This window comes from Streptomyces sp. SCPE 10 (genome assembly GCF_051980735.1).
GTDB lineage: Bacteria > Actinomycetota > Actinomycetes > Streptomycetales > Streptomycetaceae > Streptomyces > Streptomyces misionensis.
This window is the reverse complement of the sequence record NZ_CP197069.1, coordinates 5,822,406-5,838,216: the sequence shown is the minus strand read 5'-3', so window position 1 is coordinate 5,838,216 and position 15,811 is coordinate 5,822,406. Positions and strand designations below refer to the sequence as shown.

Below are 15,811 nucleotides of genomic sequence, written 5' to 3'. Positions count from 1 at the left end.
CGCGCAGGCGGTCTACCTGCCGCTCGGTGAGCGCGACATGGTCCTGCGGCGGTGGAACAACGCCGACACCGAGGAACAGACCCTCCCTGTACCGCAGTTGTTCGCCGGGCAGGTCGCGCGGGTGCCGGACGCGGTGGCGGTCACGTCGGGTGGCGTGTCGCTGACGTACGCCGAACTGGACGACCGCTCCGCGCGGTTGGCCGGGTCGTTGGCAGCCGCAGGTGTGGGGGCCGGTGACGCCGTCGCGGTCCTGCTGGAGCGGGGTGTCGACCTCCTCGTCGCGCTGCTCGCCGTGCAGCGGACCGGCGCCGCCTATCTCCCCCTGGACGCCACGCACCCCACCGGACGCCTGTCCGGGATCATCGAGGACGCCGCACCCGCCGTCCTGATCACCCAGGAGTCGCTGCGCGAGACGGCGGACGGGATCCACCAGGGCACGCGTGTGCTGGTGGAGGAGGGGGCTACGGCCGAGCCGCTGGCCCCCAGGGTCGTGGACCCGTCGGCGGTGGCGTACGTGCTCTACACGTCCGGGTCGACAGGCCGTCCGAAGGGCGTGCAGATCAGCCACAGGGCGCTGGGCAACCTCCTCACCGGCATCCGGCGTGTGTTGGGGGCACCCACCCGTTCGGAATCCTGGCTGGCCTCGACCTCCGTGTCGTTCGACATCTCCGGCCTGGAGCTGTACCTGCCCCTCACCGGGGGCCACCGGGTCGTCATCGCCGAGTCCGGCCAAGACCTGGTCGACCTGATCGAAACCGAGAGTGTCACCCACGTCCAGGCAACCCCCTCCGGATGGAAGCTCCTCCTCGAATCCGGGTTCCGCACGGCCTCGGTCACGGCGCTCGTCGGCGGGGAAGCACTCCCCCTCGAACTGGCCCAGACCCTGCGCTCGCGCGTGACGCGCCTCGTCAACGTCTACGGCCCGACCGAGACCACCATCTGGTCCACCACCTGGGAAGTCCCGACCGACCCCACGGCCGTCTCCATCGGCGCGCCGATCGACAACACCCAGCTGTACATCGTCGACACCCACATGGAGCCGGTCCCGGTCGGCGTGGTGGGTGAACTGTGCATCGCCGGTGACGGAGTCGCCCAGGGCTACCTCGGCCGGCCCGCGTTGACCGCCGAACGTTTCGTCCCCGACCCCTTCGGACCCGCCGGCACCCGCCTCTACAAGACCGGCGACCTCGCCCGCCGCATGCCCGACGGCACCCTCGAATTCCTCGGCCGCACCGACCACCAAGTCAAGATCCGCGGCTACCGCATCGAACTCGGCGAAATCGAATCCCGCCTCCTGACCCACCCCACCGTCAAGGACGCCGCCGTCACCGCCCGCACCGAGGACACAGGCGACACCTGGCTCGTCGGCTACCTCATCCCCAACGGGCCCGTGGACCAGAACGAGTTGCGGGCGTATCTGCGGGAGGAACTGCCCGACTACATGGTCCCCGGCGCCTTCGTCGAACTCGACGCCTGGCCCCTGAACACCGCCGGCAAGCTCGACCGCAAGGCCCTCCCGACTCCCGAGCGGGGCGAGGAGAGGCCATATATAGCCCCGCGCACAAATGACGAGGCGAGGATCGCTGGTGCCTGGGAGACGGCTCTCGGGCTGGAGCGAGTCGGTGTCGAGGACAGCTTCTTCGACCTCGGCGGCGACTCGATCCGCGCGGTGTCGCTCGTCGGTGCGCTCAAGGCGATCGGCTACAGCCTGACCGTTCGGACGATCTTCACGTACCAGACCGTCGCGGAGTTGGCCCGCCATCTCGCGGCTCAAGCACCTCAGGAGGAGAGCGTGTCACCGTCGGAGAAGGACTCCCGTACGGCAACCGCCGACGCTGCCGAGGCACTCACCGGGGCGCTCCGTGCGGCTGGTATCGACCTCGCGTCGGGTGGCCTTTCCGAGAACACGTCGGTGGCCGACCTGCTCGCGCTGCTCCAGCAGAAGCAGGCCGTGCCCGAAGCCGCCACCGAGGCCGCCGGCCCGAAGGAGGCGGGGACCGCCCCTTTCGCCCTGGTCCCCGCTGAGGACCGCGATCGAATACCCGAGGGACTCGCGGACGCCTACCCGCTCTCGCAGGTCCAGACGGGCATGGCGGTCGAGGTGCTCCTCGAGAACGCGGGTGACGACTACCACCGCGTCACGTCGTTCCGCGTCCGGGACGGGCACGCGTTCTCCCGCCAGGCGCTGGAGGCGGCGGCCCGCACGGTCGTCGCCCGGCACGAGATCCTGCGGACGTCCCTCGCCCTGACCGGGTTCTCCGTGCCCATGCAACTGGTGCACGCGGACGCCGAAGTGCCGGTCGTGGTCGAGGACTTCTCCGCCCTGGACGAGTCGGCCACGCGGGACGCCGTGCGCGCGTTCGTCAAGCGCGAGGAGGACACTCCGTTCGACCTGGGCGCGGCACCGCTGCTGCGGGTGGCGGGCCTGGTCGAGGGTGCCGACTGCTGGTCGCTCGCGCTGACCCACAGCCACATCATCCTGGAGGGGTGGAGCCACCACTCGCTCCTGATGGAGCTCCTGGACGTCTACCGCGCGGTGCGCGACGGCCAGGACCCGGACGCCGGCCGGGAGGCCGCCGGGGTCCGGTTCGCCGACTTCGTCGCGGGCGAGCTGGAGTCCCTGGGCGACGACGCCGACCGCGCGTACTGGCAGCGGATCGTCGCAGAGCACCCCGCCGTCGCCCTGCCGGCGGGCTGGGGCGAGGAGTCCGCGGCGGACTCCTTCCGGCTGCCGGTCGCGTACGGCGACCTGGACGACGGTCTGAGGGCGCTCGCCGAGCGGGCCCGCGTCTCCATGAAGAGCGTGCTCCTCGCCGCCCACCTGAAGGTGATGAGCCAGCTCACCGAGGAGGAGTCCTTCTCGGCCGGCCTGGTCTTCGACGCCCGTCCCGAACTCCTGGGCGCGGAGAAGGTGCTGGGCATGCACCTCAACACGGTGCCGTTCGCACACCGGCGCGGCGCGTCCACCTGGACGCGGCTGGTGCGCCAGGTCTTCGAGCAGGAGATGGACCTGTGGGAGCACCGCCGCTACCCGCTGCCGTCGATCCAGCGGCTGACCGAGGCCGGTCGGCCCGCGGTCGAGGTGCTGTTCACCTACCAGAACTACCACCAGGTCGACACCGGTCTGATCGAGGTGGGCGCGGAACAGGGCGACACCACCTCCCAGTTCCCGCTCGCCGTCACCACGCTGGCCGGTCACCTCATGCTGACGGCCGACGGCAACGCCCTCTCGCGGGTGAACGCGGAGCGGATCGCCGGGATGTACCGGCTGGTGCTGGAGGCGATGGCCGCCGACCCGGACGGCGACGCGCTGGCGACCCGTCTCCCCGACGAGGAGCAGGTGCACGTCGTCGCCCGCTGGAACGACACCGCGACGGACGAACCGGCTCGTTGCGTGCCCGAGTCGTTCGCCGGGCAGGTCGCGCGGGTGCCGGACGCGGTGGCGGTCACGTCGGGTGGCGTGTCACTGACGTACGCCGAACTGGACGACCGCTCCGCGCGGTTGGCCGGACACCTCGCGTCCGTGGGTGTGGGCGCGGGTGATGTCGTGGCCGTGCTGCTGGAGCGGGGTGTCGACCTCCTCGTCGCCCTGCTCGCCGTGCAGCGGACCGGCGCCGCGTACCTCCCCCTGGACGCCACGCACCCCACCGGGCGCCTGTCCGGGATTATCGAGGACGCGGCACCCGCCCTGCTGCTCGCGCAGGAGTCGCTGCGCGAGACCGCGAACGAGATCCACCACGGAACCCATGTCCTGGTGGAGGAAGGCACGACGGCCGAACCGCTGGCGCCCTGCCCCGTCGATCCGTCAGCGGTGGCGTATGTGCTCTACACGTCCGGGTCGACAGGCCGCCCCAAGGGCGTGCAGATCAGCCACGGAGCGCTGGGCAACCTCCTCACCGGCATCCGGCGTGTGTTGGGGGCACCCACCCGTTCGGAATCCTGGCTGGCCTCGACCTCCGTGTCGTTCGACATCTCCGGCCTGGAGCTGTACCTGCCCCTCACCGGGGGCCACCGGGTCGTCCTCGCTCAGTCCGGCCAAGACCTGGTCGACCTGATCGAAACCGAGAGTGTCACCCACGTCCAGGCGACCCCCTCCGGATGGAAGCTCCTGCTGGAGTCCGGTTTCCGCACCACCTCGGTCACGGCCCTCGTCGGCGGGGAAGCACTCCCCCTCGAACTGGCCCAGACCCTGCGCTCGCGCGTGACGCGCCTCGTCAACGTCTACGGCCCGACGGAAACCACCATCTGGTCCACCACCTGGGAAGTCCCCGCCGACCCCACGGGCGTCTCCATCGGCGCGCCGATCGACAACACCCAGCTGTACATCGTCGACACCCACATGCAGCCGGTCCCGGTCGGCGTCGTCGGCGAACTGTGCATCGCCGGTGACGGAGTCGCCCAGGGCTACCTCGGCCGACCCTCCCTCACCGCCGAACGCTTCGTCCCCGACCCCTTCGGACCCGCCGGCACCCGCCTCTACAAGACCGGCGACCTCGCCCGCCGCATGCCCGACGGCACCCTCGAATTCCTCGGCCGCACCGACCACCAAGTCAAGATCCGCGGCTACCGCATCGAACTCGGCGAAATCGAATCCCGCCTCCTGACCCACCCGGCCGTCAAGGACGCCGCCGTCACCACCCGCACCGAGGACACAGGCGACACCTGGCTCGTCGGCTACCTCATCCCCAACGGTGAGGCCGACCACAACGAACTCCGCGCCCACCTGCGCGAAACCCTCCCCGACTACATGGTCCCCGGCGCCTTCGTCGAACTCGACACCTGGCCCCTCAACACCGCCGGCAAGCTCGACCGCAAGGCCCTGCCCGCACCCGAGGTCATCCCCCAGGCCGAGTACGTCGCACCCCGCACCGAAGCCGAGCAGAAGATCGCCGACGCCTGGGCAGCCGCACTCGGACTCGACCGCGTGAGCGTCCAGGACAGCTTCTTCGACCTCGGCGGCGACTCCATCCGCGCCATCGTCCTCGTCGGCGCCATCCGCTCCGCCGGCTTCCAGGTCGCCGTCCAGGACATCTTCGAACACCGCACCATCGCCGAACTCGCCCACCACCTCGACACCCACCACACCCCCGCCGAAACCGACCACTACGTCCAGCCCTTCGAACTGATCACCGACCAGGACCACCGCCTGCTCCCCGCAGACATCACCGACGCCTACCCCGTCTCCCAGGTCCAGCTCGGCATGCTCGTCGAAATGTCCCTCGGCACCGAACGCGCCGCCTACCACAACGTCGACGCCTTCCGCATCCGCGACAACCAGCCCCTCGACCCCACCGCACTCCAACACGCCACCGACGAACTCATCACCCGCCACGAAATCCTCCGCACCGGCTTCCACCTCACCGGCTACTCCCGGCCGCTCCAGCTGGTGCACGACGCCGTGACGCATCCGGTGACGGTCACGGATCTCAGTGCGCTGGACGGTGAGGCGTTCGCGTCCGCGCTGCGTGCGGTGAACGAGGAGGAGAGCGCGACGCCGTTCGACCTGGCCCGGCCGCCGCTGCTCAGGGCGCGCGCGGTCCTCCAGGACGACGAGTCGTGGTGGCTGGTCCTCACCCACGCGCATCCGATCCTGGAGGGCTGGAGCTACCACTCGGTGATGGCCGAACTGGTGGAGCTGTACCACCAGTTCGCGCGGCGCGGGGAGTTCGAGCCGGCGCGGCCCACGCCGAGCCGGTACGCGGACTTCGTCGCCGCGGAGCTGGCCTCCCTGGACGACGCGCGGGACCAGGCGTACTGGCAGGCGATGGTCACCGACCACGCCGGCTTCGAGCTGCCGTCCCTGTGGGGCGATCCGCGGGGTGCCGACGCGGAGTCGTACGAGACGTACCAGGTGCACGTCCCGATGCACGATCTGGAGCCGCGGCTGCGGGAGTTGGCGACCGCGGCCGGTGCCTCGCCGAAGAGCGTCGTGCTCGCCGCGCACCTGAAGGTGCTCGCGCAGCTCACGGAGGAGGAGTCGTTCTTCGCCGGGCTCGCCTTCGACGCGCGTCCCGAACTCCCGGGCTCCGACCGGGTCGTGGGCATGCATCTGAACACCGTGCCGTTCCCGTACGACCGCACGGCCGGCACCTGGCGCGAGCTGGTGAGCCAGGTCTTCCGGCAGGAGGCGGAGCTGTGGGCGCACCGCCGTTACCCGCTGCCCGCTATCCAGCGGACGGCGGGCGGCAACCGGCTGCTGTCCACGGTCTTCAACTACCTCGACTTCCACCAGGTGGACACCGCGGTGGTGGACGAGGAGGCGAGCGTCGGCATCGGCTCGACGGAGTTCCCGCTGGCCGTGGTGGCCCGCGGTGGCCATCTCGGGCTGCGCACGGACACCCGGCACCTCGGCCGGGAGCAGGCGGCCCGGATCGCCGAGATGTACCGGATGGTGCTGGAGGCCATGGCGGCCGATCCGGACGGCGACGCCCGGGGCACCTTCCTGCCGGCGTCGGACCGGGCGCTGGCGCCTGCGGAGGCGATCGCGTCCGGGCCGGTCACGGACACCCTGCACGACCTGTTCGCGCGGCAGGCCGCGCTCCGGCCCGACGCGGGCGCGGTGACCGCGGGCGGCGAGACGCTGAGCTACGCGGAGCTCGATGCCCGTGCCAACCGCATCGCGCACCGGCTGCGTGAACTAGGCGTCGGCGCCGAGTCGGTGGTGGGACTGTGCCTGGGCCGCGGCGCGGGGCTCGTGCCGTCGCTGCTGGGCGTGCTGAAGGCCGGTGCGGCCTATCTGCCGCTCGACCCGGCGCAGCCGGCCGCCCGGCTGGCCACCATGGTGGAGGACCTCGGGCCGAAGGTGGTCATCACGGAGGCCGAGTACCTGGCGGTCGCCGAGTCCGCGCACGGCGGTGCGCTGATCGTCCTGGACGGCGCGGACGAGCGGCTGCTCGACGCCCTCCCCGACACGGCCGTGGCGCAGGTCACGGACCCGGGGCAGCTGGCGTACGTGATCTACACGTCGGGGTCCACCGGTGTCCCGAAGGGCATCGGGGTGAGCCACGCCAATGTGCTGCGGCTGATGCGGGCCACCGCGGAGCGGTTCCCGCTGGACGAGCGGCACGTGTGGCCGCTGGTGCACAGCTTCGCCTTCGACGTCTCGGTGTTCGAGCTGTGGGCGGCGCTGCTGCACGGCGGCCGGCTGGTGGTGGTCGACGCGGACACCGCCCGGGACCCGGACGCCCTGCTGGACCTGGCGGTCGCGGAGCAATTCACGGTGCTGCTGAACAGCCCGTCGGCGTTCCGCGGCGTCTCGGCCGCCGCGGAACGGGGCGACGAACGGCTCGGGCGGGTGCCGCTGCGGGCGATGTTCTTCGGTGGCGAGAAGCACACGGGTGCCGCGCTCGCCCCCTGGATCGACCGGTTCGGGCTCGACGAGCCGCAGCTCGTGGAGTTGTACGGGCCGACCGAGGCGACCGTGCAGGTGACCCACCACCGTGTCACCGAGGCCGATCTGAGCGCCCCGGCGATCCCGCTCGGGCTGCCGTTGCCGGGTGCCCGGGTGCATGTCCTGGACCGGGAGGGGCACCTGGTGCCGGCCGGTGTGCCGGGCGAGCTGTACATCGGCGGGCCGCAGGTCAGCCGGGGCTATCTCAACCGGCCCGCGCTGACCGCGGAGCGGTTCCTGCCGGACCCGTTCGGGGTGCCCGGCGCCCGCCTGTACCGGACCGGTGACATGGGCCGGATGCTGGCCGACGGGGGCATCGAGTTCCTGGGCCGGGTCGACGACCAGGTGAAGATCCGCGGTTACCGGGTCGAGCTGGGTGAGATCCAGGCCGTGCTGAACGCGCACCCGGCGATTCTCCAGGCGGCGGTGGTGACCGATGCCGGCGCGCCGGGCGACCCGCGGATCGCCGCGTACGCCGTGCCCGCCGAGGAGGCCCTGCCGGCGCCGGCCGAGCTGGCCGCGTACTGCCGTGCCCGGTTGCCGGAGTACATGGTCCCGGCGGCGTTCACGCAGCTGGCGCGGATTCCGCTGATCTCGAACACCAAGGTGGACCGCAAGGCGCTGCCCGCGCCGGACTGGTCCGCGCTCGCGGGACGTCAGGAGCACGTCGCGCCGCGCACGGACCGGGAGCGGCGCCTCGCCGAGGTGTGGGCCGAGGTGCTGGGGCTGGACGCGCCCGGCGTCGAGGACAGCTTCTTCGAGGTGGGCGGCGACTCGATCCGTGCGGTCGCCCTGGTGGGCGCGCTGCGCACGGCCGGGTTCGCCGTGACCGTGCGGGACGTCTTCGACGCCCGGACGATCGCCGGGCTGGCCGCGCTGGACACCTCCGACCGCGACGGCGCCACCGCCTTCGTGGGCGTGCGGCCGTTCGCGCTGGTCGGCGAGGCGGACCGGGCGGCGCTGCCCGCCGGTCTGGCCGACGCCTACCCGGTCTCCCAGGCGCAGCTCGGCATCCTGGTGGAGCAGCTGGCCGACGCGGAGGCGCTGAAGTACGTCAACGTCAGCGCGTTCCGGGTGCTCGACGAGCGGCCACCGGTGCTCGACGCGCTGCGGGCCGCGGTGACCGAGCTGGCCGCGCGGCACGAGGTGCTGCGCACGTCCTTCGCGCTCACCGGTTTCTCGCAGCCGCTTCAGCTGGTGCACCGCGAGGCCGGGCTGACGGTCGCCGAGCGCGATCTGCGCGGTCTCGACGAGTCCGCGCGGGCGGCGGCGGTGGCGGACTTCGTCGCCGTGGAGCGGGCCACCCCGTTCCCCGCCGACGCACGCTCGCTGCTGCGGGTCACGGTGCTGCCGGAGGACGAGCGGGCGTGGTGGCTCGGGCTCACCCAGAGCCATGCGATCACGGAGGGCTGGAGCCATCACTCGATGGTGGCCGAACTGCTCGACCTGTACCGCTCGTTCCGGGACACCGGCGGGCCCGGCGAGTGGAGCGCGCCCGGTGTGCGCTACGCCGACTTCGTGGCCGGCGAGCTCCAGTCGCTGGCCGGCGGGGAGGACCGGGCGCACTGGCTGGCGGTCACCGCCGACTACGAGCCGTTCGAGCTGCCCGCGGACCTCGGCGACGACACCGCCGAGCCCGAGACGTTCACCGTGCGGGTGCCGTTCGCGGACGTCGAGGCCGGGCTGCGGGACCTGGCGGGCCGGGCGCAGGCGTCGATGAAGGCCGTACTGCACGCCGCCCATCTGGCGGTGCTCGCCCGGCTCACCGGGCAGGAGCGGTTCAGCGCCGGTCTGGCCACCGACGCCCGGCCCGAGGCCGTGGGTGCCGAACGGGTGCTCGGCATGCACCTCAACACCGTGCCGTTCGCCTTCGACCGCGGCGCCCGCAGCTGGCGGGAGCTGGTGGCGCAGATGTACCGGCGTGAGGCGGCCGACTGGCCGCACCGCCGCTACCCGCTGCCCGCCATGCAGCGGGACGCGGACGGGCGCCGACTGGTGGACGTCACGTTCAACTACCAGGACTACCGGCGCCTGGACAGCGGGGAGATCGACGCGGGGGCGAGCGACGGTGCCGCCGCCACCGAGTTCGCGCTGATCGTCACCACCACCGGCGGTCGGCTGAGCCTGACCACGCACACCGGGGTGCTCGGCCGCGCCGAGGCCGAGCGGATCGCCTCGATGTACCGGGCGACGGTCCTGGCGATGGCCGCCGACGCCGAGGGCGAGGCCGTCGCGCCGCTGCCGTCGGGCGAGACCGAACTGCTGCTCGGCTGGGGCACCGGGCCCGCGGGCCGTGACACCGGCACCGTGGTCGGTCGCTTCGCCGAGCGGGCGGCGAGCCGGCCCGGACACCCGGCCGTCTCGTCCGGGGACACGGTGCTGACCTACGCCGAACTGGACGCCCGCACCGACCGGTTGGCGGCGCGGCTGCGGCGGGCCGGGGCGGTGCCCGGGGCGGTCGTCGCGGTCGGCATGGACCGCTCCGCGGTGCTGCCGGTGGCGCTGCTCGCGGTGCTGAAGACGGGCGCCGCCTATCTGCCGGTCGATCCGGCCTATCCGGACGAGCGCAAGGAGTTCATGCTGCGCGACTCGGGCGCCGGCCTGCTGGTCACCGACGGCCGCGCGGACGTGGCGCCGCAGGGCTGGGGCGGGACGGTCGTCTCGGCCGCCGCCGACACGGACACCGACGTGCCCGCGCACGGCTTCGCCCCGGTCCACCCGGACCAGCTGGCCTACGTGATGTACACGTCGGGCTCCACCGGCACCCCCAAGGGCACGATGATCACCCACCGGGGTGTGGTGCGGACCGTCACCGAGGACGCGAGCCTCCAGGTGGGGCCGGACGACGTGGTCGCCCACGCCTCCAGCGTGTCCTTCGACGCGGCCACGGCGGAGATCTGGAGCGCCCTGCTCAACGGGGCGCGCCTGGAGATCCTGGACCGGGACACCGTCCTGGAGACCGAGGCCCTGGCGGCGGCCGTCGAGGAGCGCGGCATCACCACGCTGTTCCTGACCACGTCGCTCTTCAACCATGTGGCCCGGACGGTGCCCGGGACGCTGGGCCGGCTGCGCACGGTCGGCTTCGGCGGTGAGGCCGGCGATGTCACCACCGTCCGCGAGCTGCTGCGGTCCGGGGCGCCCGAGCGGCTGGTGAACATGTACGGCCCGACGGAGAACACCACCTTCTCGGCGGTCCACGTGGTCTCCGCGCTCGGCGAGCGGGCGGCTTCGGTGCCGATCGGCCGTCCGGTGCACGCCTCGACCGCGTACGTCGTCGACACCGGACTGCGGCTGGTGCCGCGGGGTGTGGCGGGCGAACTGTGCGTCGGCGGGGCCGGTATGGCCCGCGGCTACCACGGCCGGGGCGGGCTCACCGCCGAACGGTTCGTGCCGAACCCGTTCGGGGCGCCCGGGGAGCGGATGTACCGCACGGGCGACCTGGTGCGCTGGCTGCCGGACGGCACCCTGGAGTTCCTCGGCCGCGCCGACCACCAGGTGAAGCTGCGCGGACACCGGATCGAGCTGGGCGAGATCGAGACGGCCCTGCACGCCCATCCCGCGCTCGGCGCCGCCGCCGTGACCCTGCGTGAGGACACGCCGGGTGACAAGCGGCTGGTCGCGTACACGGTCGCCGGGCCCGGTACGGCGCCCTCGCCGGTGGAGCTGCGCGAGCACCTGGTGAACCTGCTGCCGGAGTACATGGTCCCGGCCGCCTTCGTGGCGCTGGAGCGGCTGCCGCTGACCGCGCACGGCAAGCTCGACGTCCGGGCGCTGCCGGTGCCCGACGACGCCGCGTTCGCCGCCGCGCAGGAGTTCACGGCGCCGCGCACGGACGACGAACGGCGCATGGCACGGGTGTGGCGGGAGGTCCTCGGACTCGACCGGGTCGGCGTGGAGGAGAGCTTCTTCAACCTCGGCGGCGACTCGATCCGGGCGGTCACCCTGGTCGGTGCGCTGCGCGCCGCCGGCTTCCAGGTGACGGTCGGCGACGTGTTCGAGCAGCGGACGATCGCCCGGCTGGCCGCGGCCGGCGCCGGGCGGGCGGCTCACGAGCTGCGTTACGTCGAGCCGTTCGCGCTGATCGGTGCCGAGGACCGGGCGCTGCTGCCGGACACGGTGACCGACGCCTATCCGCTGTCGCAGTTGCAGACCGGCATGCTGGTGGAGCAGCTGAGCGCCACGGGCACCGGCACCTACCACCACACCACGTCGTTCGACATCAAGGACGGGCACCCCTTCGACGCGGACGCGCTGTACGAGGCGGCGCAGATCGTCACCGCCCGGCACGAGGCGCTGCGCACCGGTCTCGACCTGGACACGTACTCCGTGCCCATGCAGCTGGTGTACGCGCGGGCCGAGATGCCGGTGGCCGTGCACGACCTGACCGGGCTCGGCCCGGACGAGGTGGCCGCGCGGGTCGCGCGGATCAGCACGGCCGAGCAGGAGACCCCGTTCGACGTGACCCGGCCGACGCTGCTGCGGCTCGCCGCCGCCTTCAGCGATCACGGCTGGCGGCTGTTCATCAGCCTCAACCACACGATCATCGAGGGCTGGAGCCACTACAACATCTGGATGGAGGTGCTCACCGCCTACGGTGAGCTGCGCGCGGGCCGCCGGCCCGTGGACCCGGAGCGGCCCGAGGTGCGCTTCGCGGACTTCATCGCGGGTGAACTGGAGTCGCTGGCCTCGGCCGAGGAGCGCGGCTACTGGAAGGACGTGGTCGGCCGGCACACCAGGTTCGCGCTGCCGGCGGCCTGGGGCGAGGAGCCGGAACCGGGCACCGAGCCGCGGACCTTCTCGGTCGAGGTGTCGCTGCACGACATCCAGGACCGGATCCGTGACGCGGCGCGGGCGGCCGACGTGCCGGTCAAGAGCGTGCTGCTGGCCGCGCACCTGAAGGTGCTGAGCCAGCTCACCGAGGAGGACGCCTTCCACAGCGGCCTGGTGTGCGACGCCCGCCCCGAGGCGCCCGGCGCCGAGCAGGTCATCGGTATGTACCTGACCACGCTGCCGATCGGCTTCCGGCGCGGTGCGCGCACCTGGCGGGAGCTGATCCGGCAGGTGTTCGCGGCCGAGACGGCGCTGTGGCCCAACCGCCGCTTCCCGATGCCGGAGGTCCAGCGGGAGGCCGGTAACGGCCGCCTCATCGACGTCTTCTTCAACTACCTGGACTTCCGGCAGGTCGACACCGACCTCATGGACATGAGCAGCAGCGTCCGCGAGGGCGGCACCGAGTTCGACCTGGCCGTCACCACGCTGGCCGGCGAGCTCGGGCTGCTGACCAGCACCCGGGTCATGACCCGCGCCGAGGCCGAACGCCTCGGCGCCATGTACCGGGCGGTCCTGGACGCCGTCGTCGACGACCTCGACGGTGACGCGCAGGCGGTGTACCTGCCGGAGGGTGAGCGGGAACGGCTGCTGGGGGCGTGGTCCGGCGACACCGGCACCGCCTTCGACGGCCGTCCCGTCCACCACCGGATCGCCGAGCGGGCGGCGGCGGCTCCCGACGCGGTCGCGGTGGTCGTCGGCGAACGCACGACGACGTACGGCGAACTGGACACGGCGGCCAACCGGATGGCCCACCATCTGCTCGAACTCGGCGTCGGCCGGGGCGACTTCGTGGGGGTGCTCGCGGAACGGGGCGTGGACCAGCTGGTCGCGGTGCTGGGTGCGCTCAAGGCCGGTGCGGCCTATCTGCCGCTCGACCCGGAGGCACCCGCCGAACGGCTCGCCCACCAGCTCACCGACAGCGCGGCCCCGGTGCTCGTCACCCAGGAGCGGTGGCTGGCCGCTCTGCCCGCGACCGGGGCCCGTGTGGTGTGCGCCGACCGTGACGCGGCGGCGATCGCGCGGCGGCCCGGCCACGCCCCGCACGCGCCGGTGGCCGGGGACGACCTGGCGTACACCATCTACACCTCGGGTTCGACGGGCTGGCCCAAGGGCGTCCTGGTCACCCACCACGGGCTGGCCAACTACCTGGACTGGGCACTCGGTCACTACGGCATGGACGGCGGGCACGGCGCCCCGATGTTCGGCTCGATCGCGTTCGACCTGGCCGTGCCCAGCTTCCTGCTACCGCTGATCGCGGGCCGGGACGTGGTGGTCGTACCGGGCGACCGGGGCCAGGAGGCGCTGCCCGAACTGCTGCGGGCAGCGGGCGACTTCAGCATCGTGAAGATCACCCCGGCCCATCTCGACCTGGTCGCCACCGAGATCGGCGAGGCGGGCGGCATCGACTCGGTGCGCACCTTCGTGGTGGGCGGCGAGGAGATGAAGGCCGAGAGCGTCGCCGCCTGGCGGCGGGTCGCGCCCAACGCCCGGATCATCAACGAGTACGGGCCCACGGAGACCGTCGTCGGCTGTGTCGTGCACGACGCGGCCGGCGCCGGCGACCCCGCCCGCCCGGTGCCGATCGGCCGGCCCATCGCCAACACCCAGGTGTACGTGCTGGACGCCGGGATGGAGCCGGTGCCGGTCGGCACGGTCGGCGAGCTGTACCTCGGCGGTGCGGGCGTGGCCCGCGGCTACCTGGGGCGTCCCGCGCTGACCGCGGAGAAGTTCGTGCCGCACCCCTTTGCCCAGGTTCCGGGCGGCCGGCTGTACCGGACCGGGGACCTGGCCAGGTTCCGTCCCGACGGCAGCCTGGAGTTCCTGGGCCGCGGCGACGGCCAGGTCAAGATCCGCGGCTACCGCGTGGAGCTCGGCGAGATCGAGGCGGCCCTGCTGCGCGCGCCCGGGGTCCAGGAGACGGTGGTCCTCGCCCGCGAGGACGCGCCCGGTGACCGCCGGCTGGTCGCCTACGTGGTGCCCGCGCCGGGCGCCGCGCCGGTCCTGGCCGATCTGGTGGAGCACCTGCGCACCCTGCTGCCCGCGTACATGGTCCCGCAGGTCTTCCTCACCCTGGACGCGCTGCCGCTGGCCGTGTCCGGCAAGGTCGACCGGGCGGCGCTGCCCGCGCCGGACCGGTCGGGCCCGGCCTCCGGGGTCCCCTACCGGGCGCCCCGCACCGACACCGAGCGTCTCCTCGCGGACGTCTGGTGCCAGGTGCTCGGTGTCGAGCGGGTCGGCCTGGACGACAGCTTCTTCGGGCTCGGCGGCGACTCCATCCGGGTGCTCCCGGTGATCTCCGCGGCGCGCAAGGCGGGCCTGGTGCTGTCGCTGAGCACGCTGTACGAGAACGAGACCCTGGCCGAACTCGCCGCGGCCGTCGACCCGGTGCCCGCACCGGCGGAGCAGCCGGCCGATCCGGACGCGCTCGCCGAGGCGCTGCGCATGGTGATGGCCCACCAGGAGGCGCTCGGACTGCGGGTGGTGTCCGAGAAGCCCGCCGAACTGCCCTCCCCGGAGGCGGTGATGGCCGAGCACGCGGTGCCCGGCGTCGGGGTCGCGGTCATCCGGGACGGCGAGATCGCCGAGGTCCGGTCCTACGGTGTCACGCGGGCCGGCGGCGACGAGCCGGTCACCGCGGACACGCTCTTCCCGGCCGGGTCGATCAGCAAGCACGTCACCGCGCTCGGGGTGCTGCGGCTCGCCAAGGACGGGGCGATCGACCTCGACGAGGACGTCAACCGCTATCTGACGTCGTGGCAGGTGCCCGGCACCGACCCGGGCAACCCGGTCACCGCCGAGCGGCTGCTGCGCTTCACCGGCGCGGTGCACAACGCCACCGACAACCCGGACGACCACTACTACGCGCCGGGCGACCCGCTGCCGGCCCCGCTGGACGTGCTGCTCGGACGGGCCCCGGCCAAGACCCCGCCCGGCCGCCTGGACGGCGTCCCCGGCGAGGTGTTCCTGAAGAACAACATCAGCTACACCGCCTTGCAGCAGCTCATGGAGGACGTCACGGGCACGCCCTTCGGGCGGCTGATGCGCGAACTGGTCCTCGACCCGCTGGGGATGACGCACAGCCACTACGTGCGCAGCGACCCGCGCGAGCTCGGGCATCCGGTGGCGTACGGGCACGACGCGCCGGGCGTCCCGCACCCCGGGGGATGGCAGGCGCATCCGGAGACCGCCGCGGCCGGGCTGTGGACCACGGCGGCCGATCTGGCCCGGGTCACCGTCGAGATCCGGCGGGCCCACCGCGGCCTGCCCTCGCCGGTGCTCACCCGTGAGCTGACCGAGCGGATGCTGACGATCGTCGAGCCGTGCCACTTCTACGGCATGGGCGTGTTCGTCGACGGCTCCGGCGGCGGGCTCGACTACGGCCACACCGGGCAGACCGCCGGCTACCGCGCCATGGCGCTCAGCCAGCTGGAGTCCGGCACCGGACTGGTGATGCTGGCGAACGCCGAGCACGCGCGGCCGGTCCTGAAGTGGCTGATGGCGGCCGTGCGCGAGCAGGACCGCTGGTCCGCCAAGGGTGAGCTGGCCCGCCTCTGGGAGGTCGGCCGGGTCAACCCCGACGCCCAGGACTGA

General features: G+C 72.8%; 1 protein-coding gene (running past one end of the window). It reads left to right on the top strand.

The window, feature by feature from the left end; all coding sequences use genetic code 11:
* Positions 1–15,811: the 3' portion of a non-ribosomal peptide synthase/polyketide synthase gene (locus ACSP97_RS26910; RefSeq protein ID WP_440554626.1), read on the top strand. It extends 7,688 nt beyond the left edge of the window; 15,811 of the gene's 23,499 nt are visible here — the last part of the coding sequence; the start codon falls outside the window, past its left edge; the stop codon is at positions 15,809–15,811.